Below are 22,385 nucleotides of genomic sequence, written 5' to 3' on the forward strand. Positions count from 1 at the left end.
GCCGTCGACACCACGTCAGACGCGCCTCACCGGTCACTCGAACTGGTTCCGAGCCACCTCGACTATAATCGGGAATCGGGGGTAAATGGGCGCTAATCTGTGTGTTTCTCTCGTGATTACCTCGACGGTACCCCGGTCATTTTGGGTGTTCTATCCATGAGGATATTCGCTCAATTAGAACTATATAGTAGACGAATTTATCACAGATGAAATGAAATCTTCGTTCGATGGGAGAACGCTGGTCACGCCTTCGGGACGCGCTCCCCGACGGCCTGTCGGACAGACTCGGCGACCGATTCTCGCGGCCGTCCGTCTCGGCGGCGGTCCCGCGGGCGATTCGCCGCACCTACGCCCGGAAGTTCTTCGCGGCGGTCCTCGTCGCCATGGTTGTGATGGCGGGCGCCGGCGCGGTCACCTACGCGCAGGTCCGCGACACGCTCGACGCGCAGGTCGAACAACAGCTCACGGCGACCGCGGACCTGCAAGCTGACGGGCTCGAATCGTGGCTCGCCAGCAAGCGCCTCCAGACCCGCACGACCTCCTCGGCGTGGCAGTTCCAGCTCGGCAACTCGCAGGCGGCCAGTAGCTACCTCTTTCAGCGGAGCGGCGAGCTCGGCCAGTCCGACGTGACGGCCATCCACTACGTCGACTACGCGACCGGCGAAATCAAAGAGAGCACCGCGAGTTCGCTGGAGGGCGAGTCGGCCGCCGCGGTCGGCCTCCCGTGGGCCGACCTCGAACGGAACGTCAACCCCGAACCTCAGCGGGTGTACGTCTCTTCGTCGACGTTCCGGTCGCCGGTCGACGACGAGGTGTCCTTTGTCCTCGCGAGCAAGCCGCCGGAGAACGCCGAGTCGGTCGTCCTCGTCACCGTCAGCCTCCCGGCCCGGCTCGCGGCGACCGAACAGACGATGGCCGGAAGCGCGACCACGCTGTACGCCGCTGACGGCTCGACCATCGTCTCGACGGCCGAAAACGGGAGCGTCGCGCCCCCCGGCGACCCGCTTGCGAACGGGAGCGCGGCCGCCCTCGGCAGGTCCGGCGGCAACGTCGTCGCGTACACCGAACTCGACGGCGTGGACTGGACGCTCTCGACCGCGGTCCCCGCGGCGAGCGCCTACGGCGTCCGCGACCGCGTCGGCGGCGGCCTCCTCGCGACGATACTCGTCGCGCTCGGCTCTTTGGGTGCCGTTTCGGTCGTCGTCGGCCGGCGGACCACGCGGACGCTCGGCGAACTGACCGCGCGCGCCGAGGAGATGTCCGACGGCGACCTCGACGTGGAGCTCGACACCGACCGCATCGACGAGTTCGGCACGCTGTACGACTCCTTCGACGAGATGCGCGCGTCGCTCCGAACGAGTCTGAACGAGGCCGAGGCCCTCAACGACCACCTCGAATCGAAGGCGGAGGAGTACCGCGCCGTCATGGAGCGCTGTGCCGACGGCGACGTCGCCTGCCGGATGGACCCCGGCTCCGAGAGCGCCGCGATGGGCGACATCGCGCGGGCGTACAACCGGACGATGGACGAACTCGGGGCGGTCATCGCCGACGCGCAGACGTTCAGCCGGGCGGTGGCGGAGTCGAGCGCGGCGACGAGCACGGGCGTCGCCGAGGTGAACGACGCCGGCGAGGCGGTCGCCGAGTCGATGACCGGCATCCTCGACGACGCGGTCCGACAGGACGAACATCTCGACGACGTGACGGAGCGCGTCAACGACTTCTCGGCGACGATTCAGCAGGTGAGCGCCTCGGCCGCGTCGGTCGCCGACAACGCCGAGGCCGCCGTCACCCGCGGCGAGCGCGGCCGCGACGCGGCCGGCGAGGCGATTTCGGAGCTACGGGCCATCGAGACGGCGACCGACCGCACGGTCCAACAGGTCGAGGAGTTGGCGGCCGCCGTCGCCGACATCGAGGACGTGGTCGAGTTCATCGACGGCCTCGCCTCGCAGACGAACATCCTCGCGCTCAACGCCTCCATCGAGGCGGCGCACGCGGGCGAGGCGGGCGACGGCTTCGCCGTCGTCGCCGACGAGGTGAAGGGCCTCGCCGAGGAGACCCAGGAGGCGACCGGGCGAATCGGCGCCTCCATCGACCGCGTGCGCGAGCAGGCCGACGCGACCGCCGCGGACATCAGAGAGACGCGGACGCGCGTCGTCGAGGGCTCCGAGACCATCGAGGAGGCCGTCGAGGCCATCGACACCATCGTCGACGACGCGGCCGACACCTCCGAGGGGATTCGGGAGATTCGCCGCGCGACCGACCGGCAGGCCGAGGCGACGACCGAGGTCGCCGCCATGGTCGAAGACGTGTCCGCCATCAGCGACCGGACCAGCGCCGGCGCGCGCGAGGCCGCGGCGGCGACCGAAGAACAGACCGCGGCGCTCGCGTCGGTCGCAGAACGGGTTGACAGACTCGCCGAGCGCGCCGGCGACCTCCGAGTCGCGCTCGACCGGTTCGAGGTCGCGAACGAGGGGGAGGCACCAGCCACCGACGCGCTCCCGAGCGCGTCGGAAGCGCGGGTCGACGGCGGCGATACGGCGACGACCGCCTCAGAGAACGATAGCGCCCTTGGGGAGTAGCTCCCGCTCGGTTCGCCGCGCCTCCTCGCCCTCCTCGACGAGCGTCGGCTCGTCGACCGGCTCCGAAAACCGGTTGGGGTCCGGTTCGACCCGCTTGAGCATCGACGAGAACACCGGCCCCTTCCGGCCGCCGGCGGAGGTGATGCCGCCGTACTGCCGCTCTTCGAACGTCGATTCGTCGGGGCTGGGGAACTCCTCGCGGATTATCTCCGCGGTGTCTCTGATGTACTCGGCGGCCTCCTTCTGCGAGTAGAGGCTCTCGTTGTAGTAGCGCTCGGCGTACTCGTCGTCGAGTTCCTCGGTGGAGTGTTCCGGCGACTCGTAGAGGACCGACTCCGTGGTCGTGTAGCCGCTGGCGAAGCGGATGTTGACGGTAAAGCAGTCGGGGTACCGCAGGATGATGGGGAAAAACAGCATGTCGGTGACGGTGATTCGCTGTTGCATCCGCCAGAGCCCCTCGAAGTAGTAGGCCGTGAGCGCGCCGAGACGGTCGTCGCGCTCCCCGCGGTTGTACGCCATCGCAATCTCCTCGAAGTCGTCGCCGGCGATGTGGCGGCATCGCCGCTTGTAGCTCTCGGCGATGCCTTCGAGTTGCGTCTCGTAGGCTTCGAGCAGGGGGATGTCGGGGTCGGCGAGCATGTCCGCCTTCCGCTCTTGGGCGTCCGCGATGTTCATCATGTTCTCGTGGAACAGCCGCTCGGCGTCCTCGTCCGGCAGGGGCGTTCGAACCGCCTGTCGGTACAGCACCCGCGTATCCCCGTTGAACGTGACCCGCTGCTCGCTCATCTCGTGAAGATGTAATGCGGCGAGAAGAAATGAATTCGTTGGTAATCCGGACGGTTTCCCGACAGTCGTGAGACACGAAATATAAACCGCATATTGAAACCGGAACCAGTTACTCCCTGTTCGATGCGTGTCAGTCGTCGGTTGACGCGCGGTCGTCCGCGCCGTCGGCGGCGTCCGCGGCGACCGACCCGTCGGCCGCGTCGAAAAGCGGGCTCTGGTCTCCCGGCGCGAGCGTGTTGAGCACGAGCGCCGTCAGCGCGGTCACGATGACGGGCTGGCCGAAGAACGTCGCGGCGGCCTGCGGGAGCCCCGAGAGCGCGTCGGGGCGCGTGGCGACGCCGAGGCCGAGACCGAGCGAGGCGGCGACGACGACCATGTTGCGCCGGTCGAGGTTCGTGTGCAGGAAGACGAGGCGGAGGCCGCTGGCGGCGACCATCCCGGCCATGAGCAGGACCGCGCCGCCGAAGACGGCGCTCGGGATGGTCGCAACCGCCGCGCCGACCTTCGGGCTGAGACCGAGGACGGCGAGGACGACGCCCGCGACGCCGACGACGTACCGGCTCATCACGCCGGTGAAGTTGACGATGCCCACGTTCTGCGAGAACGAGGTGACCGGGAACGCGCCGAACACCGAGGCGACGGAGCTCATGAGGCCGTCGGTAAAGAGGCCGCCGCGGAACTCCTCGTCGGTCGGGTTGCGCCCCTCGGCGGCGGTGATGCCGGACATGTCGCCGACGGTCTCCATCGCGGAGACGAGAAAGAGGAACGCGAAGGTGACGATGGGGACGGGTTCGAACGTGACGCCGAACGCGCCGGGCCGGGGAACCGCGACCCACGCCGCGTCGGCGATGGGCGAGAAGTCGACCACGCCGAGCGGGACGGCGACCGCGTAGCCGACGGCGATGCCGACGAGCGTGCTCAGGAGCCGCGTGATGCCGTCGGTAAAGAGGTTGAGCGCGATGGCGACGCCGAGGACGAGCGCCGCGAGGCCGATGTTGTGGGCCGCGCCGTAGTCGGCGGCACCGACCCCGCCGGCGGCGTAGTCCATCCCGACCGGGACGAGATAGAGGCCGATAATGACGACGACGAGTCCGGTCACGAGCGGCGGGAAGAAGGGCTTGATGCGGTCGAACTGCCAGCCGATGAGTCCCTCGACGACGAAGCCGGTGACGAGAATCGCGCCGAACACCGCGCTCAGGCCGTAGTCGACGCCGATGGTCGTCGCCGCGCCGACGAAGGTGAAGCTCGTCCCCATCACGATGGGGAGCCGCGAGCCGACCGGCCCGACGGCGTACGCCTGTACCACGGTCGCGAGCCCCGAAAACAGGAGCACCATCTGCACGACGTAGGCCGTGTCGGCGACGCCGAGGCCGACCGCGCCCGCGACGATGAACGCCACGGCGGTCGCCGGGACGATCATCACCGAGACGTGCTGTATCCCGAGGAGAACCGACTCCAGCAACGGCGGCCGGTCGTCGATTTCGTATTCGAGGCCGAGTTCACCGCTGTCGTCTGCCATCTGTACTCGCCACGAGCGACCCCCGTTCAATAATAGTTTCGCGTTCGAGCGTATTTCACGCCGCTTGATGCGTCGTTATGGGCACGTTCGTGGACACTCGGTGCGGAAATACGAATCGCGGTGCGCCGGTCGGCGGCGGTCCGCTCAGTGAATCTCGACGCCCTCTTCGTCGACGCTGATGTCGACGAGGCTCGTCGCCTCGTAGTCGGTGTCGTCGAGGGCGGTCTCGCCGACCTTCCGGATGGCGACGACGATGTCGGAGATGTCCGCGCCGATGTCGTCGAGCGCGCCGCAGATGGCCGCGAGCGTCCCGCCGGTCGAAAGCAGGTCGTCCACGACGAGCACGCGGTCGCCGTCCTCGATGTCGTTGATGAACATCTCCGACTCGGAGTAGCCGGTCGTCTGGTGGAGCGCGACCTCGCCGTCGAGGCCGTACTCGCGCTTGCGGATGACGACGAGCGGCACGTCCGTCTGGAGGGAAAGCGCGGTGGCGATGTGGATTCCCATCGCTTCGGGCGCGACGATTTTGTCCACGTCGAGGTCGGCGGCGCGGGTGATGCCGACGACGACCTCGCGCAGGAGTTGCGGGTCGAGCATCGGCACGCCGTTGCTGATGGGGTGGACGAGATAGGAGTAGCCGTCCTTGTCGATGATGGGCGCTTCGTGTAGGGACTCCTCGAGTCGATGCATGGGGTCCGTTTCACGAATCGCCCCAAAAGTGGTTCGCTCTCTCGGGAACCGGGGTCGCCCGACCGCCGCCTGACCGCCGCCTAGAACACGCCGGGGGCGACGACGTAGACCAGAAGCGACCCGACGACGCCGGCGAACAGCGCGAAGACGACCGTCGGAACGACCACCTTCCGGAGGATGTCGCCCTCGCGGCCCGCGATGCCGATGACGCCGGAGATGGCGGCGATGTTGAGCACCGACACCATGTTGCCGACGCCGCCGCCGACGTTCTGGATGGCGACGACGAGCGCGCGGGAGATGCCGACGTCGGCGGCCGCGTTGTACTGCAGGGCGTTGAACAGGATGTCCGAGGTGGTGTTGCTCCCGGTGACGAACGTCCCGAGCGCGCCGATCCACGGCGCGACGAGAGGGAGCGCCGACCCGGCACCCTCGGCCAGCACCAACGAGAGGACGCTCATCATCCCGACGGTCTCCGCGGGGTTGATGTTCGACTGAATCATGACCTGCGTGAGCGAGACGGCGACGACGAGCGTCACCGCCGCCGCCGCGACCTGTCGCCCGGACTCGGTCCAAGCACCGACCATCTCGCCGGCGTCCATCCGGTAGAACAGGCCGGTCAGCACGGCGACGGGGAGAAACGGCATCGTCCCCGGCAGGTAGAGGTACGCCAGCGACCACGACATCGTCTCGTACCCGAATATCTCGTAGGGACCGACGGTGAACCCCTGTAAGACGGACACGAGGTCGAGGGTCGGCCAGCGCGTGACCAACAGGACGACCGCGACGGCGACGTACGGCACCCACGCCTTCCAGACCGGCATCCGCTTTCGGGGCTCGTCGGTGTCGAGCGACGACGGGTCGAGGCCGCCTAACCACTCGTCGAGCCAGCCCCGGCGGTCGGGGAACGTCCACCGCTCGGCCGGGACGAGCACGTCCCGGTCGGCCATCACGACCCCGACGGCGAGGACGGCGAAGCCGGCGGCGATATCGGGGAGCGCCGGCCCGATGAACCACGCGACCGCGAGCTGGACTCCCCCGGTCAGCCCGCCGAGGACGAGCGCGAACGGCGCGATGGGCGCGGCGGCTCGCGCGGCCCCCCGAACCGACCGCTCGTCGTCGTCGCCGAACCAGTAGACCAGCAGGAACACGCCGAGCAGTCCCCAGAAGGCGAACGTCAGCCCGGTCATGACGCCGGTCCACGCCGAAACCAACTGCCGGAACGGCCCGCCCGCCATCGCCGCCGGGAGAATCGACTCGATTTGACTGACGCCGCCGAGAATCGGCGTCCCCGCGGCCCCGAACTGCGGGTTCGGCGCGTTGAAGAACAGCCCGAACACCGCCGCCGCCAGCGGCGGGAAGCCGAGGCCGATAAACAGCGGCGCGGCCAGCGCCCCCGGCGTCCCGAACCCCGCGACGCCCTCGATAATCGTCTCGAAGCCGAGGCCGATGAGGAGCAACTGGATGCGCCGGTCGCGCTCCAGCCGGCGGAAGTACCACCGAATCGTCTCGATGGCACCGCTGATTTCCAAGTAGTTCATGAGCAGAATCGCCCCGAAGACGATGAGGACGATGTTGAGCCCCTCAAGCGCGCCGTACACCGCGGCTCCCGCCCACGCGGTCGGCTCCATGTTCCAGAGCGTGAGCGCCAGTGCGGTCGCCAGTACCCACCCGACGCCCATCGACCGCGCCGCCGACCACCGAAGCCCGGCGAGGAGGACGAACGCGACGACGATTGGGACGCTCGCCGCGAGCGCTAAGATTACGACTGAAGTCATTGTGTCTTTCTGCGTGTTCTTGACCGAGTTTGTTGTAGTATGCGTACCGTTCTCCGTCCCGTCGAACCGAAAGCAGGCTTAAGAGATTCGGGCAATAACGTCACCGGGTCGCGTGCCTCCGGCCGGAGGTTGTGGATTTCGAGTGAGAGAGTGGCCTCGGCACTCGAATCAGCAAATGTCACTGGATTGTAGGGCTATTTATATTGGTGTCCTCGACTCAGACTCAAACCGATAGACTGAGAAGAGATATCTAACCAGATGCGCCCTATGTATTGGAACTCCCCTCGATTGAAGGAAACCATCTGCGCTACCCAAACGAAGTAATGGCTCCAGAAATCGGATAGACTGATTATCCGATGTGTCCTTCTTCGGTTTGGAGGTTTGCTGTTTCGAGTATTTGTTGTATGTCGTTGACTCGGTTGTGTGCGTCTTCCGGCCTTTTCCATATTTTCTGTGAATCTTTCTTCAAAACCAGAAATGATATGTTACTGACAAATAACGAATTTTATATGATTAACTGGGTTGAGGGCTTCAGATCGATATCCAGGCCTCTACGAACTTTTGTTGATTGACCTGAAACACAGATGCAGAAGGTTAGAGTATGCTAGAGAATTTAGGCTCCGGCCAGTACTTGCTGGCTGAAGTCATCCATTTCTTCTCCTTCTAGGCTCGCATTGATATCTTCTGTGCTCATGCTGTACTCTGGGTTGTCTCGGAGGAACTGGTTGAAGTCGTCGTATTCTCCGCTACTATCCTCCCAAATATCTTCAATCAGAGAGTCATCCTCTACAACTGCATACTGTGGATTCTCTGTAGTTCCGTATACTACATGGTTTTTATCTTCTGTACGTACCAGTTTTTCAAGTACTTTGGCCTGATTGTATAATTTCTGAAATTTAACATCATTTTGATTGAAGTTCCTAAGCTTTTCAGTGAAATCTACCACGTACTCCGTTGTTGGAGCAACAGTTTCTCCATGACCAGGGTGAGGATCATCTTGATGATAGAGGGAGTTTGCCATTTCTCCAATTGTGCGGACAGCCTTACCTTTTTTGCTCTCAAATCCAAGTGAAGATGTATTCTCATCATTCTCCCATCCAAATCTCAATGGGTGCCAGTGCTCCTGGTAGCCAAGATTTTCGGGATCTAGATATCCAGAATCCTCAATTAATGGATGAAGCTGAATACCTCCTCCTCTTGAAGTCACTGGAGATGCTACAGTCTCCATGAATCTGAGTTCTTCTGAGCCATCTGCGTTCTTACCGTAAATAAGGCCTGTACCGTGACCTAATGTTTCAACGTCCCATGCATGGACTTCGAGGCCCTGATTAGTATTTTGCTCTATTGCTCTTTCCAAAGCAGGAGCATACAGTGCATCTTCGGTAGATACTGGTCCATCATTTGTTATTTTTGCCTGCCAGTTGAATAGGTAGGGGTGGACCCAATCTAGTGCTTCGCCTACTGTTTCGGCGTTGGAGAATTGTTCGAAGTCGAAGTTTCCTCCTCTTCTTTCTGCCATGCTTCCGTTTGGGTAGATTGCTGCGGGTACTTCTTCACCGCTCTTGATTGCTTCAATATCTGGGTTTCCTGTATCTGTTCCGATGCTGTCTACGAAGTTCTTTACTTCTGTGGGTTGGGCTTCTGCCAATCCGGTGTAGTCGTTGTCGTGTCTCCATTCGTATGCTGCTAGGTCGATTCCGAATTTGTCGAATCCTAGTTGTTCGTGGCTGCTGTAAGTATCTAGTACGGGGTCTGATGTAACGAATCCGCCACGATCCTCTAGGTAGTTGTCTTCTAGAGAGTTCTGACCTATCTGATTCCTTAATTCTTCATTCCTCTGGGGAACTACATCGACTTTGTAGTTTCCTGGTGTGGCCTTAACTGCAGGTGCCGTATCTTGGGCCTGGTTATTGCCTGAAGATGCTGTTGCGGTAAATTCCTGTTCACCCTTCTTCATCTGACCTGGCTGAACAGTAACCGTATTACCGTTCCATTGTTCTGAAGTGTTGTTTATCTCTACTCTTTCATTTGAGACTGTTACTGAGTCTGGCTGTCCCGTGGCTTGGACTGTGAACCGGGCCTGGAAATCCTCGATATTCTGGTCTTCCCAGATTGAAGGCAGTTGCTGTGGATCGGTCTCAGTAGAGATACTGACCGTAATCTCCGTTCGCTTGGTAGGGCTTGTTTCTGTGGCGTTGTTGGGGTTCGCTGTGTCTTCGTTGTTTTCGGTGATGGTGTTACAGCCTGCGAGTGCGGTGAGGAGTCCGGTGGCTCCAAGGAGGAGTTTTCGTCGTTTCAATGGGAGATGTCACCTGGATGTTGTGTCTACTTCGTAGTGTCACTGTGTTATAGGTTGAGGGAGATCTTCTCACCTGAAATTTTGAGTGAACCTGTTCTAAATCCGCCGCAGATTCTCTTCCGTCGGCTCCATAGCGAGGAACTGCTTTGCTTTGACAATGAGTTCCTCAGAGTTTGGTTGGCCGCTCCCCATCATCTCAGATACGCCAGACACCCCGAACACTAAATTTCCATCCACAAGCTCAACCAGCTTCAGAGACAGGTCCGTCTCTAGATCCAAAACCAGGACAAGATGTCCAGAATTTCATTTCTAAAATTATGAGGCCTCGGCACTCATAGGGCTCCGCATCACCGAGTGCCTAGTTCGGTTCGGAACGGTGCCGTCGTCATCGGCCACTTCGCTCTCGCCCCGCGACCGAGTAATCACCATCGGTCTCGCCCGCCACCGACTCGCTCACGGCTTCTCCAACACGGACACGTCGATGCGGGGGTACCGAACGCCGCCCGAAATCGAGCCCTCGCCGGCGACGACGCCCCAAAACCGGACGCGCTCGTCGGCGAGCAGTCGAAAGCCGATGTCGTCGTCGAAGAACCGACCAGTGGGCCAGCGGGCGACCACGTCGCCGCCGAGTCGCCCCCGGTCGTCCTCGACGGCGACGAGCGCCAGTCGGACCTCGTCGCGCTCTATCGTCTCCTCGACGCGGCCGGTGTAGGTGACGGCCGTCCCCGTAAGCGACTCGGGGTTCGTCCGGAGGTCGGCGTAGGGAATCGTCGTCGCGTTCGCCGGCGTCGCGACCGCGGTCGTTCGGTTCGGCAGGGTCGACTCCTCCGACAGCGGTTGCGGCGTCGGGACCGACCACTCGACGGTCGGGAGGCGCACGTCCGGGAGGCGGGCGTCGAGCCACGCCGCGCGGCGGGCGACCGCGGCGCGGAGTTCCGGCGACCGCTGGACGAAATCGGAGACCTGCTCGACGGCGAGGTAGGTGACGAGGCCGCCGGCGACGTAGGTGCCGGCCTTCTTGAGCGCCTCGCGGCGGGTGAGTCGGTCGGCTTCGTCGGCCTCGTCGTCTTCCGCGTCTTCCGACTCGTCGCCTTCGCTCTCGGAGTCGAGGGCCTCGCTGTCGCCGTCGCCGCCCGCCCCGCTCGCCCCGGCGGCGAGGTCGCGGACGAACGACTCGACGCCGGCCTCGCGGATTTCGACGGCGATGGCCGGCGCGTCGAGGACGACGAGGCCGGGCCGGTGGGCGTCGGAGGCGACTCGCCCGCCGCCGACCGCCGCCACGTAGGGTTCGATGCCGGCGCGCTCGCACCGCCGGACGAACGCGCTCGCCTTGTCCGCGGTGACGGTGCCCGTCGTCGTAATCCAGATTCGGAGGTCGCGCTTTGCGCCCTCGGGCGTCTTCCCGGTGGCCTCCACGTGCACGTCGGGGCCGCGGAAGCGGACGCGCGTCTCGTAGCCTCGCGCCCCCCAGACCCGCTCGAAGACGGCGGCGAGCTCGACGTCGGAGCGGTCCGAAACGACCGACGTGAGGTGGGGCGCAGTCATTGCTTCCGAGGTGCCGGGCGAGGCTGTTAGCTGTTTGCGCCCGGTTCTCGGCGTTGAGAACGCGCGCGGCGAAGCGGGGCCGAAGTCGATACGGGGGACCCGAACGCCGACCGCCGCCTCAGCCGAGGAATCGGACGGCGGCGTCGGCGACGATGTCGGCCACGTCGACCACGTCGTCGGTGAAGACGAACTCGCCGGCGGCGTGGATGTTCTCGCCGTCGGGGCCGACGATGACCGTCGGGAGGCCGGCGCGGTCGCCGAGGTAGTTGAAGTCGCCGACGCTGGAGAAGTAGCCGTAGGCGGGGTCGACGCCGGCGACCGCGCGAGTCGAGTCCGAGAGGGCCGAAACGAGCGGGTGGTCTTCGTCCGTCACGTAGGGGCCGTAGCGGATGCCCTCGTCGGGCGATTCGCGGAACCCCACGTCGACCTCGCTCTCCAAGCCGAGTTCCTCGACGACGCGTTCGGCGTCGGCGCGGGCGTCTTCGAGCGTCTCGCCGACGACGACGTGGCGGTCGACCATGAGGCGTGCGCGCTCGGGGACCGACAGCGTCTGGCTTCCCCCCTCGATTTTCAGCGGGCAGGTCGACCCCGACCCGAGTTTCGGGTGGTCGCCCACGTCGAGGTCGTCGAGCGCGGCCGCGAGTCTGCCGGCCTCGACGACCGCGTTGACGCCGGTTTCGGGTTTCGACCCGTGCGCCGCCTGTCCGCGGACGTCGATGTCGTAGAAGTAGCGACCGCGCGCGCCGAGGAGGAGCGCCGGGTTCTCGATGTCCTCCTGTGCGAGAATCGGGCCGGGTTCGGTGACGATGGCGGCGTCGCAGTCGTCGACGACGCCGTCGCGGATGAGGCGGTCGGTGCCGAGTCCGTAGGGGCCCTCCTCGTCCACGACGGCCGTGAGGAGCACGTCGCCGGCGAGGTCGCAGTCGGCGAGGGCGTCGAACGCGACCATGACGGCCGCGAGGCCGCCTTTCATGTCGCACGCGCCCTGTCCGTACAGTTTCCCGTCCTCGATGCGGCCCGAACACGGGTCTTCGTCCCAGTCTTCGACCAGTTTCACGGTGTCCATGTGGGCGTTCAACAGGAGCGTCGGCGCGTCCGGGTCCGACCCCTCCAGCCGGGCGACGACGTTGTCGCCCTCGTACTCCGTGATATCCGGTTCGCTCACGTGGTGGTACTCCGGGTCGTGCCCGCGGGCGTCCAACCAGTCGTAGACGAACTCGCTTATCTCGGCCTCCTCGAAGTACGGGCTCGGAATCCGCACGAGGTCCTGCAGGAGGTCGATGGTCTCGTCGGGGTCGACGCGGGGGGCGGCGTCGAGGTCGAGGCTGGTGTCCGGGTCGGAGTCGAAGTCGCCCGAGCGGTCACCGCGCGGTGTCGCGTCGTCAGTCATCGCTCACCCCGCGGACCGACGGGTTGTACTCGTCGGAGGGGACGCCGGGGAGCGTCCCGAGGATGGCCTCCACGTCGTGGTCCTTCCGTTGGCCGCGGTACCAGTAGACGCCGAAGACGACGAGGCCGACGGCGACCCACGGGACGTAAATCGACAGCGAGCCCTTGTACGCCTCGGTCAGGAGGCCGACCGCGCCGAGCGAGCCGACGAGCCCCGTCAGCGTGAGGAGCGCCGGGCGCGAAAAGCCCGCCTCAGCGCGGAGGTCGGTGCGGCTGTAGAGCACGTACAGCACCGTTATCGACACCGCGGCGTAGGCGATGAGGTAGCTGAACGTCGCGATGGCGATGGCCTGACTGAGGCCGGTGCTCCAGAAGGTGAGGCCGGAGGCGACGACGTACAGCGTCAGAAGCGACCAATGGGGCGTCCCGAAGCGGTCGGAGACCGCCGAGAACTTCTTGGGGAACACCTCGTCCCACGCCCACGAGTAGGGCATCTTGATGCCCGCGGCCATGACCGCGTGGACCGACGACGCGGTGGCGAGCAGGCCGCCGATACCGACGATGGCCGTGCCGATGTCGCCGAGGAACACTTCCGCGGCGGTCGAGAGCGGCCGCGCCGAGTCCGCGAGGACCGTGTAGTCGCCGACGACGCCGTAGATGACGGCGGCGGTCAGCACGTACAGGAAGATGAGGATGGCCGTGCCGCCGGCCATCGCCAGGGGGAGGTTCCGCGAGGGGTTCTTCACCTCAGCGCCCATCTGCCCGGCGACGGCGATGCCGATGTAGGCGTAGAACAGCGGGACCGCGGCGGCGACGAAGCCGTCGAAGCCGCCGGTGAAGAACGGCTGGTAGTTCGCGGCGTCGATGTTCAACAGCCCGGGGCCGACGAGCACGAGTATCGACAGGATGAGAAAGCCGAAGATGGCGTTCTGCGAGCGGCTGTAACTCTTCGCGCCCACGAGGTTGACCAGAAAGAGGACCGTCAGTAGGCCGAAGCCGGCGAGCGTCGGGTCCACCGAGGGATAGAACACCTGTAAGTAGCTCCCGAAGCCGATGGCGAGAACCGCGTCGGCGGCCATGTAGCCGAGCCACTTCGACCACGTCACCACGAACCCGGGGAGGCGGCTGTCGAACGCCCGCGAGACGTAGGCGTACGACCCCGCCGCGCCGGGGAAGATAGTCGCCATCCAGCCGTAGTTGAGCGCGATGCTCATCGCGAGCAGTCCCGAGAGGATGACGACGAGGATGACGCTCGGTCCCGTCGTCGAACTCGCCGTGCCGAGGGTGACGAACAGCCCGGCTCCGAGCGTGCCCGCTACCACGGTGCTCACCGCGCCGAACAGTCCGATGTCCCGCGAGAGACTCCGTCCGTCGTTCACGTCTACCGATGACATGTTATCACATGGGTCGGTTGTCGGGCAAAGTACCCCTCCCTCTCATGAGTGGGGCGGCGGGAGAGCGAGCGACGAACCCGCCGAAATCCCGCCCAACAACCCGAAAAAGCCGTTTCAGTAGTCGCCGAGCAGTTTCGACTCCGCCTTCCGGAGGTGTTCGAGGAGCGTCGCCTTCGAGATGTCCAGTTCCGCCGCCAGCGACGCCGCGCTCACTTCGCGGGGCCACGTGTAGTAGTCGCGGCGGCGGGCCAGTTCGTACACCTCGCGCTGGCGCTCGGAGAGCGCGTCGGTGCGGAACATACCGCCGCCGTTCTCGGGAGCCGTGATGAGCTCCACGTCGATGTCGGCGTTCCGCTCCTCGCGAATCTCCTCTAACCGCTCGTGGACGGTCTGCCGCGTCTCGTGGACGAGCACGGTCCAGCGCTCGCGGCCGCCCTGCATGCGAACCGGCTCGTCGGGGATGAACCCCCGCGAGACGAGGGCGTCGTTGATGGAGTTCCCGAGGTCGTAGCGGACGACGATACCGCGGGCCGCGCTCCCCGGCACCCCGGCGTCGCCGGCGTGGTCGTCGGTCTCCCACACCGACTCGGTCAGGTCGGACGCGCGGACGGCCGCGACGAGTTCGTCCACCTCCTCGGTCGTGTCGGCGTAGGCGGTGAAACGGCCGTTGGCGAGGCCGTCTATCTCGTGGACGCCGTGACCGAGGAGCCCCCCGCTCGTCTCCGCGGTCACCTGTAGCGTCCAGCAGTCCGGGTGCCAGATGTCGAGACAGACCCGAGCGCCCCGTCCTCCCTCTCGTGCCATTCGATAGCATGGAAGGGCGCTCGCCGGGTAAAAAGGTATCCAACCTGACTCGATGCGACGCGACGACCGGTCGGCGCGGGCCGTCTCGGCGGTCTCGGCAATCGCGGTCGGTCGGAGACCCTCGCGGCGCTTACTCGATTCGCTCGCGCGCCGCGGCGACGAGAAGCGGGAGCATGATGGTCGCGTCGCCGAGGACCGTCGTGTTGCGGGCGTCCTTCTCCAGTTTGCCCCACGAGCGCGCCTCGTCGAGCGTCGCGCCCGAGAGGCCGCCGGTCGCGGCGGGGTCCATCGTTATCTGGACGCCGTAGTCGTACGCGCCGGGCGTGACGAGCATCGTCTGGAGCGTGAAGTTCTTCGGGACGCCGCCGCCGACGAGGAGACAGCCGGCCGTGTCGGCGTCGTACGCGAGGTCGGTCAACGGCGTCATGTCGGCCAGCGCGTCCAGCGAGAACGACGAGGTCTGCGAGTACATCCACGCCTGTAGGCCGAGGACGGAGTCCTGAACCGCCGGGCAGTAGATGGGCACGTCGGACTCGTAGGCCGCGGCCGCGACGCCGGCGTCCTCCTCTACTCCCTCGCGGTCGTTGACCTCGCTGTTGGCCCGGCCGAGTTCGCGGCAGAGGTCGGCGATGCTGACGGTTCCCTCTGCTTCCAGCGCCGGGAACACCTCGTCGCGCAGGTGCGACTCGAACAGCGCGAAATGCTCCTGCGGGAGGTAGACGTTGTAGATGCGGTCGACCTCCTCGTCGCGGAGCGTCTCGTCGTGCTCGCGTTCGGTCTTCTCGCCGTGGTGCTCGGCTCCATGATGGTGCTTGCCGCCGATGGCCTCGATGGCGTCGTGTGTGAGGTTCGCGCCCGTCGTCACCAGCGCGTCCACGTAGCCGTCGCGGATGAGGTCGGAGACGACCTTGCGCATCCCGGTCGGGACCATCGCGCCGGCCAGCGACATGAACACCGTGCAGTCGTCGTCGGCCAGCATCTCGGCGTAGATGTCGGCGGCCTCGTGGACGTCGGCCGCGCCGATGCCCGCGTGGCCGTACTGCTCGACTAACTCGCCGACGGTCATGCCGCCGCGGACCTCGGCGTGGCCCAGCGGGTCGTGTTGGAACTCCTCGCGGTCCGGCATCTCGTAGCCGTCATCGTCGTGGTCGCTCATGCGAGGGAGTGCGTCGGCCGAGCGTTTGAACGCCCCGGTCCGGCGATGCCGTGCGGCGGGTTGGCAGACGTTCGGTCGCCCTTACAGCCCGGTCGGGTGGCTGACGTACTCTGTCTCCAGTCCCCACTCGTCGGCGAGGCCCCGCAGGCTCCGCACCCCGAACGTCTCGGTCGCGTAGTGCCCCGCGAGGAACACCGAGACGCCGGCCTCGCGCGCCTCGTGGTACGCCTTCTGTTTGCCCTCGCCGGTGACGAGCGCGTCGACGCCGCGGTCGATGGCCTCGTCCAGCCAGTCGACGCCGGAGCCGGTGACCACCCCGACCGAGGAAATCTCGTCGGGACCGAAGTCGAGGACGGTCGTGCCCGCGCTCCCGTCGAGGTCGTCGAGCGCCGCCCGAATCTCGTCGGCCGCCTTCGGCGACTCGAAGGTTCCCGTCTGCCCGATGTGAATCGGCCCGAGCGACCCGAACGGCTCGGTGTCCACGAGGCCGAGGTGGTCGGCGACGCCGGCGGCGTTGCCGAGTTCCTGATGGCCGTCCAGCGGGAGGTGCGAGACGTAGAGCGCGAGGTCGCCGCGAATCAGCGGCTCGACGCGGTCGAAGTCGCGGCCGGTCACTCGGTCGAGGCCGCCCCAGACGAGGCCGTGATGGACGACGAGCAGGTCGGCGTCGGCGTCGAGCGCGGCGTCGATGGTCGCCTCCGCGGCGTCGACGGCGAAGGCGACTTTCTCGACCGATTTCTCGTCGGGACCGACCTGCAGGCCGTTGGCGCTGGCGTCCACGTCGGCGAAGTCGTCGGTCGCGAGCGTCTCGTCGAGGCGGGCGACGATGTCGGAGAGTTGCATATCGGGGAGTGGTGACTCGGGGACTTGTAAGGAACGGGACGGCGCGCGGTGATACCGGTGGTGCGCGGCTCGGCGGTGCGTGGGCGACCGTCCAGCGGTCGGCGCTTCGCCCACCCGCCCGACCGCCAGTCGCTTACGACCGCCCGGCGGCGTGCGAGAAGACGAACTCCCGGAGGAGTTTCGCCGCCAGCGACGCGGCCTGTCCGTCGTCGCGGTCGTTGACCTCAACCACGTCGAAGCCGTCGGCGTGGGGCGCGACCGCTCGGACAACGTCTCGCATCTCCCGAGACGTGAGGCCAAACGGCTCTTTCGTGCCCGTGCCGGGCGCGAACGCCGGGTCCGCGGCGTCGATATCGACGCTCAGATAGACGGACTGGTCGTCGTCGAAGTCGGGGCCCCAGTCGGCGACGGCCTCGGGCTCGACCACGGTCACGTCGTCGGCGTCGGCGCGCTCCCACTCATCGGGCGAGCCGGTTCGCGCGCCGAGAATCACGACTTCGTCGACGCCGAGTTTGTCGAGGACGCGGCGGGTGACGGTGGCGTGGCTCCACTCGTTGCCGTCGTACTCCGTTCGCAGGTCGAGGTGGGCGTCGAGACAGACGAACACGTCGGGTTCGACGCCGGTGACGCCGGCGGCGGTGACGGTGTGTTCGCCGCCGAGGACGACGGGGACGGCGTCGTCCCAGACGGCGTCGCGGACGCTTCCGGCGAGCCATTCGACGTACTCAGGTGCGTCGTCCCACGCGCGGACGTCGCCCGCGTCGTGGACGCGCAAGTCGGTGAAAAACTGGTCGGTGCGCCGGTCGTAGTCGTCGAACGACTCGGCGAACCGACGGATTCGGTTCGGTCCGAACCGGGTTCCGGGTTGGAAGGACGTCGAGATGTCGAGCGGAGCGCCGAGAAGGACGTAGTCGGCGACCTCGCGGTCTGCGGTTGCTCCGGGGAACATCTCTCTCCCCCCGTTTAGACGATCTTTCGCTGGCCTTCGTACTCGAGGTACTCGATCTCGTCTTCGGGGTTGAGGTCTTCCTCCTCGGGGATGCGCATCGTGAACGTCTGGTACGTTTCGAGGTCCATAATCTGGGCGTCCTCGCCGGTGACGGAGACGACCTGGCCCTGCTTCCGCTCGATGATGGGCACCCACACCTTCGCGTCGACAGGCTGGGAGAGCGAGCGCTTCTTGCTGTCGAAGACGCCGCGGGCTTCGACGCGCGCCTTCGCGCTACCGTGCTTACCGGGCTTGGCGGTACTGTAGGCGTTGATCTTGCACGGCTTTTCTTCCATCATGACGTAGCTTCCTTCTTGGAGCTCGCGCACCTGCTTCTGCTCTTTCGCCATGTCTCTCCGTTATCGGATGGAGGGTATAAACGGTTTGGAACCGTCTTCGCACGCGAATCCTTGCCGTGAAAATCGCGGCCGTCGGGCGGTTCGGTCAGGCGTCTTCGACCGCGTCGACCTCGGCCATCTCCGGGTCGAACCACGTCCCCGTCGCGTCGCGTCTGGCGAGGCTCCCGAGCGCGCCGGACGCGACGTTCGGCAGTGCGAGCGCGAGCATGATGGCGGTCGTCAGCTCGCCGGGCGTCTCGACCAGCGGGATGACGTACTGGAACGGAAACAGAATCGGCGTCCGTTCGAGAAAGGTCAAAAGCACCGAAAGCGGCATGAGCAGACAGCCCCAGGCGACGCCGGCCATGAGGCCGTGCCACCCGCCGTCGGCGGGGTCCGTGCCGACGACGTAGCCGGCGAGCGCGCTCCCCGTGACGCCGCCGACGAGGGTGAACTGCCCCGTCATCGCGTAGACGAGCGATTCGGTGCACGCGGCGAGACACACCCCCACGAGCACCGGTCGCCACTCCGTCATGGCAGAGACCGTGTCCCCGCGAGCCGATAAAATTACGCGCCCGATTCTCAGCTTTGATTACTCTCTGCGGCGCTCTTTGAGGTTCTGTCGGGTGAACTGCGGCGTCGTCCGGATGCCCTTCCGCGAGCGGAACGACCGCCACAGGAGCAGGGCGACGACGCCCGTCGGAGCGCCAGCCGCGCCGACCGCGACGAGGTTCTCCGGGTTCAGCGCGTAGATGATGACCGTCGAGACGAAGCCGAACGACAGGAAGATGCCGTAGATGAGCCGCTTTGCCAGTTTGTCGAGGACGCCGCGGTTGTCCTCCAGCCGGACGTTGAGCGTCAGGTTGTCGCGGTCCGCCCGGTCGAGGACGCGTTCGAGTTTGGGCGGCACCCGGAACAGCGACTGGGCGGTCTTTTGGCCCTGCTGGCCGACGCCCTCGATGATTTTCTGGACGCTCTCCTCGCGGTAGCCCTCCTCGGTCAGGTAGTCGGTCGCCACCGAGATGAAGTCGAACTCGGGGTCGAGCGTGACACAAACCCCCTCGACGACGCCGGCGACCCGGAGCACGAGCGCGAGGTTCCGGGGGAGCCGAAGCGGGAACTCGTAAATCGTGGACTCGACCTGTTCGAGGATTTGATTGACGCGGTACTGCTCGATGTCGTCGCCGCGGGCGTCGGCGATGGCGAGTTCCATCACGTCGCCCATCACCTGCCGGTCGACGTTCGGACTGAGCGTCCCCATCTCGATGAGCGTGTCGAGGATGCCGTCGACGTCCTGGTTGGCGACGGCGATGTAGAACTCCACGATTTTCTCCTGGATGAACGGGTCGACCTCGCCGTGCATCCCGAAGTCGTAGAAGATGATGCGCCCGTCGTCGGTCACGGAGAGGTTCCCCGGGTGGGGGTCGGCGTGGAACACGCCGTCGTCGACGATCATCTGGAGGTAGATTCGCTGGAGGTTCGTCGCCAGCTCCGTGCGGTCGATTCCGCGGTCGTCCAGCGCCTCGATGTTGTTTATCTTGGTTCCGGGGAGGTACTCCATCGTGAGCACCCGGTCGTCGGAGCGCTCGGGAATCGGCTCGGGGATGACGAGCGTGTCGTCGTCCGCGAAGTTCTCCTGAATCTCGACGAGCGTCTCGGCCTCCTCGGCGTAGTCCATCTCCTCGCGGATGGTCTTGGCGAACTCGTCGGCGAGGTTCTCAAGCGAGAACGCCCGCCCCTCGCCGATAAAGCGCATGAGAAGCGGCATGGACCAGCGGATGACCCGGAGGTCGGCCTCGACGAGGTCCTCGATGCCGGGTCGGCGGACCTTGACGGCGACCTTCTCGCCTTCGTACTCGGCGACGTACACCTGCCCGAGGCTCGCGCCGCTTATCGGGTCGCTGTCGAACGAGTCGAACGCTTCCTCGACGGGGCCGAGCTCCGCTTCGAGGACGGCCTTCGACTCGTCCCACGGCGCGGGTGGCACGTCGTCTTGGAGGCTCCCGAGCACCTCGATGTACTCCGGGGGGAGGATGTCGGGGCGCGTCGACAGGAGCTGTCCGAGCTTGATGAACGTCGGCCCGAGCGTCAGTAGCGACTCTAAGAGGATGTCGGCGCGCTCGACGCGCATCTCGGTCGTGACGCGTCGGCCGCCGCCGAACAGGAGGTACTTCCGCTTGTCACGGGTGTACGCGACGATGAGCGGGGAGAACTGATACAGGACGACGAGGAACCGCCAGTAGGCGCGGAGGTTGACCAGCGTGACCACCCGCCTCGTCAGGCGTCGTCACCGGAGGTCTTCCGGTGGGCCGACGAGGTGCCCTCGTCACCGTCGCCGACTGCGCTCTGGGAGGCGGACGAGGCGTCCTCGTCGTCGCCGGTGGTGATGGGGATGGTCCGCTCGGAGGCGGCCTCGCGCTTGGGCAGGCGGATTTCCAGCGTCCCGCGCTCCATCGACGCCTCGGCCTCGTCGGCCACGGCGTCCGGGGGGAGCGGCACCTCGGCGTCGAGGAACAGCGGGCGCTCCTCGCGGACGTAGTCGAACTCGGCGGGGAGCCGCTTGTCGCGTCGCGCTTCGACGACCAATCGGCCCTTCTCGACTCGGAGCTCCGCCGTCTCGGCGGTCACGCCCGGGAGGTCGAGGACCAAGAGGTAGGACGTCTCGGACTCCAACAGGTCGGCGAACACCGCGTCCGGGAGGTCGGACAGCGCGTCGCGCAGTGCTGACATGAACGCTCATAGGGAGTCGGGGTCGAAAAACCCGGCGGTCTCGCGCGAGCGCGCGAGCGCGAGACGCGACCGCCCGGCTCGGGAATCGCCAGCCGTCGCGTCCGAGGCCGACGCTTTTTGCCCCCCGTACCGAAGGGTCGGTATGAACCACGACGACCGACGCACGGCCGGGTTCAAGCAACGAACGCGGCTGTCGGACGCCCGCGAGACGCTCCTCGCGGCGGCGACGCCGCACGACCGAACCGTGCGCCGACCGCTCGCCGAGGCCGACGGCCGGGCGCTCGCGGACGACGCGGTCGCGCCCGCCGACGTGCCCGGCTACGACCGCGCCGCCATGGACGGCTACGCCGTCCGCGCGTCGGACACCTTCGGCGCGAGCGGCCGCTCGCCGAACGTCCTCCGCATCGTCGACGGCCCGGTCGAACCGGGGACCGCGGCCCGCGTCCACACCGGTAGCGACGTGCCCGACGGGGCCGACGCCGTCGTGATGGTCGAACACACAGAGCGCCTCGGCGACGAACTCGAAGTGTTCGACGCGCTCGCCGAGGGAGAGAACGTCGGCGAACGCGGCGAGGACGTGCGCGAGGGAACGCCGCTGTTCGAGGCCGGCCACGAGCTTCGCCCGTCCGATATCGGCCTGCTTCGCTCCGTCGGCGTCGAGGAGGTGACGGTGTTCGAACGCCCCCGCGTCGCGGTCATCCCGACCGGCGAGGAGCTCGTCGAGTCCGACCCCGGCCCCGGCGAGGTCATCGAGACCAACGGCCTGACCGTCTCCCGGCTGGTCGAGCGCTGGGGCGGCGAAGCGAGCTACCGCGACATCGTCGTCGACGACGCCGACCTGCTCCGCGAGGCCGTCGAGGCCGACCTCGACCACGACGTGGTCGTCACCACCGGCGGGTCGTCGGTCGGCGAGCGCGACCTCATCCCCGAGGTCATCGACGACATCGGCGAGGTGCTGGTCCACGGCGTGGCCCTCAAACCGGGTCACCCCGTCGCGGTCGGCGTCGTCGAGGACACGCCGGTCGTGATGCTCCCCGGCTACCCGGTCGCCTGCGTCGTCAACGCCTTCCAGTTCCTCCGCCCGGTGCTGAAGCGCGTCGGCTCGCTCCCCGAGCGCCCCCTGCCGACGCAGGAGGCGACGCTCACGAAGAAGCTCCCGAGTTCGCCCGGCACGCGGACGTTCGCCCGCGTCAAACTCGACGCGTCGGGCGACGAGCCGACCGCCGAGCCGACCCGGACGAGCGGGTCGGGTATCCTCTCCAGCGTCGCGCTCGCGGACGGCTGGGTCGTCGTCCCCGAGGAGATAGAGGGCTACGACGAGGGCGACACGGTCGCCGTCGAGGGCTGGGAGTGGTCCGCATGAGAAAGCAGTTCCGCGACCTCGCCTCCCCCGAGGACGCCCGCGAGGCCATCGCGTCGCTCGACCTGACGCCCGCCGCCGAGACCGTCGCGCTCGACGCCGCCCGGGGCCGCGTCCTCGCCGAGCGCATCGACGCCGAACTCGACGTGCCCGGCTTCGACCGCGCGAGCATGGACGGCTACGCGGTCCG

The 22,385-nt window shown here is 66.2% G+C and carries 18 protein-coding genes and 1 pseudogene; 3 read left to right on the forward strand and 16 right to left on the reverse strand.

Going from position 1 to position 22,385, the window contains the following annotated elements; all coding sequences use genetic code 11:
- Nucleotides 1-227 precede the first annotated feature (227 nt).
- On the forward strand, nt 228-2,579 hold the full coding sequence (locus C438_RS05375) for a methyl-accepting chemotaxis protein (protein WP_004968289.1): 2,352 nt from the start codon (nt 228-230) through the stop codon (nt 2,577-2,579).
- Here the strand turns inward: C438_RS05375 and C438_RS05380 are convergent.
- From C438_RS05380 to C438_RS05455, 16 genes are all read right to left on the reverse strand, one after another.
- Nucleotides 2,550-3,365, reverse strand: coding sequence for a hypothetical protein (locus tag C438_RS05380; RefSeq protein ID WP_004968290.1), 816 nt, complete (start codon nt 3,363-3,365; stop codon nt 2,550-2,552). The genes C438_RS05375 and C438_RS05380 overlap by 30 nt on opposite strands.
- Nucleotides 3,366-3,495: 130 nt before the next feature.
- Nucleotides 3,496-4,884, reverse strand: coding sequence for a uracil-xanthine permease family protein (locus tag C438_RS05385; RefSeq protein WP_004968291.1), 1,389 nt, complete (start codon nt 4,882-4,884; stop codon nt 3,496-3,498).
- A gap of 144 nt (nt 4,885-5,028) precedes the next feature.
- A complete protein-coding gene (hpt, locus tag C438_RS05390) occupies nt 5,029-5,574 on the reverse strand; it encodes a hypoxanthine/guanine phosphoribosyltransferase (protein ID WP_004968292.1) in 546 nt (181 codons plus the stop codon).
- A gap of 80 nt (nt 5,575-5,654) precedes the next feature.
- Nucleotides 5,655-7,349 (reverse strand): L-lactate permease, encoded by a 1,695-nt coding sequence (locus C438_RS05395; RefSeq protein WP_004968293.1) that lies wholly within the window; start codon nt 7,347-7,349, stop codon nt 5,655-5,657.
- 613 nt (nt 7,350-7,962) lie between these two features.
- A complete protein-coding gene (locus tag C438_RS19945; protein WP_239640649.1) occupies nt 7,963-9,648 on the reverse strand; it encodes a hypothetical protein in 1,686 nt (561 codons plus the stop codon).
- 453 nt (nt 9,649-10,101) lie between these two features.
- A complete protein-coding gene (locus C438_RS05405) occupies nt 10,102-11,193 on the reverse strand; it encodes a hypothetical protein (protein WP_004968295.1) in 1,092 nt (363 codons plus the stop codon).
- Between the two features lie 118 nt (nt 11,194-11,311).
- Nucleotides 11,312-12,583, reverse strand: a complete 1,272-nt coding sequence (locus tag C438_RS05410; RefSeq protein WP_004968296.1) for a M20 family metallopeptidase — start codon at nt 12,581-12,583, stop codon at nt 11,312-11,314.
- Nucleotides 12,576-13,976, reverse strand: a complete 1,401-nt coding sequence (locus C438_RS05415) for an APC family permease (protein ID WP_004968297.1) — start codon at nt 13,974-13,976, stop codon at nt 12,576-12,578. Before C438_RS05415 ends, C438_RS05410 begins: the two co-directional genes overlap by 8 nt.
- Before the next feature lie 114 nt (nt 13,977-14,090).
- Nucleotides 14,091-14,780 (reverse strand): helix-turn-helix domain-containing protein, encoded by a 690-nt coding sequence (locus C438_RS05420; RefSeq protein WP_049917767.1) that lies wholly within the window; start codon nt 14,778-14,780, stop codon nt 14,091-14,093.
- Nucleotides 14,781-14,910: 130 nt separating this feature from the next.
- Nucleotides 14,911-15,936, reverse strand: coding sequence for a deoxyhypusine synthase (locus C438_RS05425; protein ID WP_004968299.1), 1,026 nt, complete (start codon nt 15,934-15,936; stop codon nt 14,911-14,913).
- A gap of 81 nt (nt 15,937-16,017) precedes the next feature.
- Nucleotides 16,018-16,779: a Nif3-like dinuclear metal center hexameric protein gene (locus C438_RS05430; protein WP_004968300.1), complete on the reverse strand. Its 762-nt coding sequence runs from the start codon at nt 16,777-16,779 to the stop codon at nt 16,018-16,020.
- A gap of 133 nt (nt 16,780-16,912) precedes the next feature.
- Nucleotides 16,913-17,728: an agmatinase gene (gene speB, locus C438_RS05435; RefSeq protein ID WP_004968301.1), complete on the reverse strand. Its 816-nt coding sequence runs from the start codon at nt 17,726-17,728 to the stop codon at nt 16,913-16,915.
- A 14-nt stretch (nt 17,729-17,742) separates the two neighbouring features.
- Nucleotides 17,743-18,117: a translation initiation factor IF-5A gene (locus C438_RS05440; protein WP_004062652.1), complete on the reverse strand. Its 375-nt coding sequence runs from the start codon at nt 18,115-18,117 to the stop codon at nt 17,743-17,745.
- A gap of 94 nt (nt 18,118-18,211) precedes the next feature.
- Nucleotides 18,212-18,640, reverse strand: coding sequence for a DUF5518 domain-containing protein (locus C438_RS05445; protein WP_004968302.1), 429 nt, complete (start codon nt 18,638-18,640; stop codon nt 18,212-18,214).
- A 57-nt stretch (nt 18,641-18,697) separates the two neighbouring features.
- Nucleotides 18,698-20,374: an ABC1 kinase family protein gene (locus C438_RS05450; RefSeq protein WP_004968303.1), complete on the reverse strand. Its 1,677-nt coding sequence runs from the start codon at nt 20,372-20,374 to the stop codon at nt 18,698-18,700.
- Between the two features lie 8 nt (nt 20,375-20,382).
- On the reverse strand, nt 20,383-20,835 hold the full coding sequence (locus C438_RS05455; RefSeq protein WP_004968304.1) for an Hsp20/alpha crystallin family protein: 453 nt from the start codon (nt 20,833-20,835) through the stop codon (nt 20,383-20,385).
- A 142-nt stretch (nt 20,836-20,977) separates the two neighbouring features.
- Between C438_RS05455 and C438_RS05460 the strand changes: the two genes are divergently transcribed.
- Nucleotides 20,978-22,198 (forward strand): molybdopterin molybdotransferase MoeA, encoded by a 1,221-nt coding sequence (locus C438_RS05460; protein ID WP_004968305.1) that lies wholly within the window; start codon nt 20,978-20,980, stop codon nt 22,196-22,198.
- Nucleotides 22,195-22,385: pseudogene (locus C438_RS05465) on the forward strand (molybdopterin biosynthesis protein); the annotation flags it as partial. The gene C438_RS05460 and the pseudogene C438_RS05465, both read left to right, overlap by 4 nt.

This window comes from Haloferax denitrificans ATCC 35960 (assembly GCF_000337795.1).
GTDB classification, from domain to species: Archaea; Halobacteriota; Halobacteria; order Halobacteriales; family Haloferacaceae; genus Haloferax; species Haloferax denitrificans.

Bases quoted from the DNA above. Each gene is read 5' to 3' on its own strand.
- C438_RS05375 (WP_004968289.1), top strand. From the start codon at position 228: ATGGGAGAACGCTGGTCACGCCTTCGGGACGCGCTCCCCGACGGCCTG.
- C438_RS05380 (WP_004968290.1), bottom strand. From the start codon at position 3,365: ATGAGCGAGCAGCGGGTCACGTTCAACGGGGATACGCGGGTGCTGTAC.
- C438_RS05385 (WP_004968291.1), bottom strand. From the start codon at position 4,884: ATGGCAGACGACAGCGGTGAACTCGGCCTCGAATACGAAATCGACGAC.
- hpt (WP_004968292.1), bottom strand. From the start codon at position 5,574: ATGCATCGACTCGAGGAGTCCCTACACGAAGCGCCCATCATCGACAAG.
- C438_RS05395 (WP_004968293.1), bottom strand. From the start codon at position 7,349: ATGACTTCAGTCGTAATCTTAGCGCTCGCGGCGAGCGTCCCAATCGTC.
- C438_RS05405 (WP_004968295.1), bottom strand. From the start codon at position 11,193: ATGACTGCGCCCCACCTCACGTCGGTCGTTTCGGACCGCTCCGACGTC.
- C438_RS05410 (WP_004968296.1), bottom strand. From the start codon at position 12,583: ATGACTGACGACGCGACACCGCGCGGTGACCGCTCGGGCGACTTCGAC.
- C438_RS05415 (WP_004968297.1), bottom strand. From the start codon at position 13,976: ATGTCATCGGTAGACGTGAACGACGGACGGAGTCTCTCGCGGGACATC.
- C438_RS05420 (WP_049917767.1), bottom strand. From the start codon at position 14,780: ATGGCACGAGAGGGAGGACGGGGCGCTCGGGTCTGTCTCGACATCTGG.
- C438_RS05425 (WP_004968299.1), bottom strand. From the start codon at position 15,936: ATGAGCGACCACGACGATGACGGCTACGAGATGCCGGACCGCGAGGAG.
- C438_RS05430 (WP_004968300.1), bottom strand. From the start codon at position 16,779: ATGCAACTCTCCGACATCGTCGCCCGCCTCGACGAGACGCTCGCGACC.
- speB (WP_004968301.1), bottom strand. From the start codon at position 17,728: ATGTTCCCCGGAGCAACCGCAGACCGCGAGGTCGCCGACTACGTCCTT.
- C438_RS05440 (WP_004062652.1), bottom strand. From the start codon at position 18,117: ATGGCGAAAGAGCAGAAGCAGGTGCGCGAGCTCCAAGAAGGAAGCTAC.
- C438_RS05445 (WP_004968302.1), bottom strand. From the start codon at position 18,640: ATGACGGAGTGGCGACCGGTGCTCGTGGGGGTGTGTCTCGCCGCGTGC.
- C438_RS05455 (WP_004968304.1), bottom strand. From the start codon at position 20,835: ATGTCAGCACTGCGCGACGCGCTGTCCGACCTCCCGGACGCGGTGTTC.
- C438_RS05460 (WP_004968305.1), top strand. From the start codon at position 20,978: ATGAACCACGACGACCGACGCACGGCCGGGTTCAAGCAACGAACGCGG.